Raw genomic sequence first — 4,643 nt, forward strand, 5'->3', positions numbered from 1 at the left:
TGACGCTCTGGCGTGAGCTGGATGCCTGTTTGATGCGATGGTGGAGTCTGATCCGTTCTACCGACTGGGGGAGGCGTTTACTTTCCGTCTTCGTTCTCATCCGGCAGATGATTAATGACGCAATTCGTGCCGTGTTGCTGGCGAGTTCGCACGGTGCCGATCTGGATCAGATTGGTGGTAACCTGAATGTCGGGCGTCTGCTTATCACGCCGGAAGACGACACCACCACGCCGCCGACACCGGCAGTATATGAAACCGACGACGACTACCGCGCCAGGATACAACTGTCATGGGCGCGCCTCAGCACGGCGGGAGCCAAAAACAGTTATCAGTATTTTGCCCTCAGTGCAGATCCTGACATTCTTGATGCCCGTCCCTATGGCCCTGAAACACACGATCAGGAAGGGCGTGTTTTCCTGTATGTGCTCTCGCGTGCTGGCGTTGAAGCCTGGGTTAAAACAGAGCCTGACGAGGACACGGTGATCCTGACGCGTGCGGGAGCACCAACAACACCACAGCCGCTGCTTGATGCTGTGGCTGCATCCGTAAACGATGATGAAGTAAGGCCGCTGACTGATTTTGTGACCATCAGCGCCGGTGAGCCGCTACTGTTTGCCATCGATGCCGACATCCATATGCCTTACGGTCTGGATGGTGATCTGGTGATGACCAGCGCGGTTGACGCAATTATGGCTTATACCGACAGCACTTACCGTTTTGATACGGTTGCTGCCCGCTCTGGTGTGGATAAAGCACTTCACCAGGCTGGCGTTATCCGCGTGGATCTGCGCAGTCCGGCGGCGGATGTGATCCCGGCCATGGGGCAGGCACCCTACTGCACATCGATTACCCTCAAAAAAGTAGTGGCAGATTATGACTGATACGCCAAAAACCATCCTGGCACCGACCGCGACCGCCGCCGAAAGGGCTATTGATCGGGCTAACGCAAAAACGCTCGAAGCACTGCCGGTAAACCTGATCCGCTGGGTTAAAAATCCAGATTTATGCCCGGTTGAACTGCTGCCGTGGCTGGCATGGGAATACAGTGTAGACACCTGGAATACTAACTGGACCGAGCAGGAGAAGCGTGATGCCATCAGGCGCGCGCCGTTCATCCACCGTCATCGTGGCACTGTTGCCGCTGTGCGCCGGGCGCTGGTGGACAGTCCATTTGGCACCGACATTGTTCAGTGGTTTGAGCAGACGCCGCCTGGTGATCCGTATACGTTCATGCTGAATGTCGAACAGAAAGATCTTCCTGTTTCAGCGCTGGACCATCAGGATCTTAAGCATGCCGTCATGCGTGCGAAAAACCTGCGTAGCTGGTTCTCCGTCCACGTTTTCGGGCGCAAGGAAGGCTCTGCATACAGCGCCGGTTACCTGATGGCGACCGAAATTCTGACGGCGCGCATCTTTCCGACCTTGATTGTCCTGGATCCGCCTGAACTTTTCATAACGCCGGGGAGTGTCTGGATTGTGAACGTCACTGTGCTGCCTGCAAAAGCCGAAGACAAAAGTTTTACGGCGGTTTCATCAGACGAGTCCATCGCCACCGTTGAGGTGGTCAATGGGCAGCTTGTCGTAACGGGGCACGCCGAAGGCAACGTGAGCATTACTGTGAGCGCGGTGCTGGGACATGCCACCGCCACGCTTCCTGTGGTGGTTGAAGCGGCCATTGATGTAACGATGAATGTCGCCGATATTACTGCGCCGTTGTTCTGGCTGACGACGCCGACCGAGCAGATCAGCGTGAGGGTGGATGGTGCCGCCATGCCGGTGACTGTTGACACCACAGGGCAGGTGTTTGCCACTGGCACACTGTCTGCCGGTCTGCACCGGGTTACCGTTACCGACAGTAACACACTGACGTTCTACAAATCGGGGAAAACGAGCGTCAACAAGGTTATGCAGCTCCATGCGTTTTGCGGCAACCGTGCATCGATGTACCAGTGCTTCTATAACCAGAACCAGTTACACACCATCGATCCTGGAGCTTTTATCGCACTGGACGGCGTGACGAACTTCGGCGCGGTTTTCTACAACTGCACCAGTCTTTCAGGGTTACCGGCTAACCTGTTTGCCGGAAAAACCACGATAACCAGTCTGTCGCAGGCGTTTTATAACTGCCAGTCGCTGACGGCAGCACCTGCCGGGCTGTTTGATGGTCTGGTGAATGTTCTCAGCTATCAGAGTGTGTTTTCTCAGTGCAGTGCACTGGCTGAACTTCCGGCGGGATTGTTTGCTGACAGTCAGCTTGTCACCACCTTTTCGCAGGCGTTTTACGGGTGCTCGCTGCTGCCATCCATTCCGGATGACCTGTTTGCATCCGGCGGCAGGGTTACGTCCTACGGCTCGGTATTTAACTACTGTTCATCGCTTGCCAGCGTACCGCCGGAGTTATTTTATCAGAGTCCGCTTGCGCGGGATTTCAGCAACGCCTTCGCTAACTGCGCCAGTCTGCAAACCATTTCAGAAGGCCAGTTCTCGCAAAACCCTGAGGTGACAGATTTCGGCTCAACATTCAACAATACCGGACTGACGTTCATCCCGGCAGGGCTGTTTGCCGCCAACCAGAAAGTGACGTCATTTGCCACCACGTTCGCACTGACAGAGACAATAACAGCAGTGCCCGCAGGTCTGTTTGATGCCTGCACGCAGGCGACAAACTTTAACGGCACATTCAATGCCTGTACCGGACTGACAGACTTGCCGGATAACCTGCTTGCCGCCACGCGCGCGCAGAATCTGGCAAGTTTTTTATCCGGCTGCACCTCGCTGGTGAATCTGCCTGTGGGTCTGTTTGCCGGGTGTACCATGGCAACATCGCTTAACCAGGCTTTTTCAGGCTGCTCAGCGCTGTCCGCCATTCCTGCCAGTCTGTTAGACGATATGACATCATTGCTCAGTCTGAACCAGACCTTTCAGAACTGTAGCCAACTGACGGCTGTCCCGGCGCATCTGCTGGATAACTGCACACTTATCACGACAGCGGTTTCAACGTTCACAAGCTGCACGAAGCTGACAGACTTGCCGGATGATTTATTTGCCTTCCAGTCCGGCATCACCAGCATAAGCGGCATATTCACGAGCTGTACAGCACTGACCAGCGTTACCGGCAGTCTGTTCTCCGGGCTGTCAGCCGTGACGAATGTCACTTCCGCATTCCGGCAGTGCACATCCCTGCAACAGGTCGGTGACGGGTTATTTGACAATTGCCCTGGTATCACGGACGCCAGAACGTTGTTCTATAACTGCACAGCACTTGAGCACGTACCTGACGGGCTGCTTGGACTGTCGACGATAACCATGTGCCAGGAAGCGTTTTATTATTGCCGGAAGCTGGTGGCCGATCCGAACAACATCATGAGTGCAGAAAGTTACCCGCTGGTGACGGCAACTACAGGTTTGTTCAATAACTGCCAGCTCATCACCGGGTCGGGTGCCAGCCTGATAGCCAGGTTCCCGGCGGTCACCACGTCATCAGGTGCACTTCGTAGCTGTTCTGCGCTGGATGATTACGCCTCATTGCCAACTGCCTGGAAATAAGGATCCACGATGAAAACACTTGAACAGCTTAAAAAACGCATTGACTTTCAGCAGACGGATGAGTTTTGCCTGAACTTCCTGCATGAAATTGCAGAGAGGGGAATTATCACCATCGGGAAAGGTGACATTTTTGAGGAAAGCGGCGTCACCATGGTCAGTGATGATTTTTACCTTCGCTGCTGCATGGCATGGGGTGTTGAGCCTGATGTTGATGAGGAGGACTGATGTTCGGACTGACATTAACAACTGCGGGGGCTGCTGAAGTCGAGGCGGCATACCAGAGCGGCACCGTGGTAACCATCACCGACGCAGAGATTGGGGACGGAGACGGCAGCGCCGTCAGCGATGATCCGGATGTTCTCGCGGCGGCGACAGAGGTTGCCGGGCTTTTTGGTACGCTGGCATTCAGCGACAGCCAGCCGGATGAGGGGCTGCTTAACGGGCAGTTTGTTATCGACTGTCGTGAATATCCTGGCAGGGTGCTGCGCGCGGTTGGTCTGCGCAGCAGTTCCGGTACCCTGATAGCCTACGGAGGCTACCCGGATACGTTTCTGCCCGCGCAGACGGACAGCATCATTAAGGAAGTCATTATCACCTGTGTGCTGTCACTGAATCACGCTGAAAACGTTGAGTTGCTGATTGACCCAAACCGTCGCATTCTGACGGAAAGCGTGGCAGACGATCGCTACCTTAACGAGGATGAGAATCTCGCTGATGTGCCGGACAAGGCAACCGCGCGGAATAATCTTGAAATTTACAGTAAGACGGAAAGCGACGACGCTTACCAGCCTAAAGGCAATTACGCTGCCGCCGGAAGCGCCTACACGAAAGCGGAATCTGATGCCCGCTTTGAGCCGCTGGACAGCGCCTATACCAAGGCTGAATCTGAAGCACGCTACCAGCCTAAGGGCAGTTATGCCGCTGCGGGTAGCTCGTATACGAAAGCGGAATCTGATGCCCGCTACGAACCGCTCGACAGCGCCTATACCAAGGCTGAATCAGAGGCGCGCTACCAGCCTAAAGGCAGTTACGCCGCATCAGGCAGTTCATATACGAAAGCGGAATCTGATTCCAGATACCTGAGCGACATCCGGCTT

4 protein-coding genes are annotated in these 4,643 nt (G+C 55.0%); all 4 read left to right on the forward strand.

All coding sequences use genetic code 11. The annotated features are described in order from the left end of the window. On the forward strand, window positions 1-881 hold an 881-nt coding region (locus tag GTGU_RS00865), incomplete at its 5' end, for a baseplate assembly protein (RefSeq protein ID WP_051857263.1). After that, entirely contained in the window at window positions 874-3,546 is a 2,673-nt protein-coding gene (locus GTGU_RS25570; protein ID WP_051857264.1) for a phage tail protein I, read from the forward strand. The genes GTGU_RS00865 and GTGU_RS25570, both read left to right, overlap by 8 nt. Window positions 3,547-3,555: 9 nt before the next feature. Continuing rightward, the gene (locus tag GTGU_RS00875) at window positions 3,556-3,771 is read left to right on the forward strand and encodes a hypothetical protein (RefSeq protein ID WP_038153479.1); all 216 of its coding nucleotides are present in this window, start codon (window positions 3,556-3,558) and stop codon (window positions 3,769-3,771) included. Continuing rightward, the coding region (locus GTGU_RS23900; protein ID WP_211252855.1) for a phage tail-collar fiber domain-containing protein at window positions 3,771-4,643 on the forward strand (873 nt) is incomplete at its 3' end. The genes GTGU_RS00875 and GTGU_RS23900, both read left to right, overlap by 1 nt.

This window comes from Trabulsiella guamensis ATCC 49490 (assembly GCF_000734965.1).
Taxonomy (GTDB): Bacteria; Pseudomonadota; Gammaproteobacteria; order Enterobacterales; family Enterobacteriaceae; genus Trabulsiella; species Trabulsiella guamensis.

Bases quoted from the DNA above. Each gene is read 5' to 3' on its own strand.
- GTGU_RS25570 (WP_051857264.1), top strand. From the start codon at position 874: ATGACTGATACGCCAAAAACCATCCTGGCACCGACCGCGACCGCCGCC.
- GTGU_RS00875 (WP_038153479.1), top strand. From the start codon at position 3,556: ATGAAAACACTTGAACAGCTTAAAAAACGCATTGACTTTCAGCAGACG.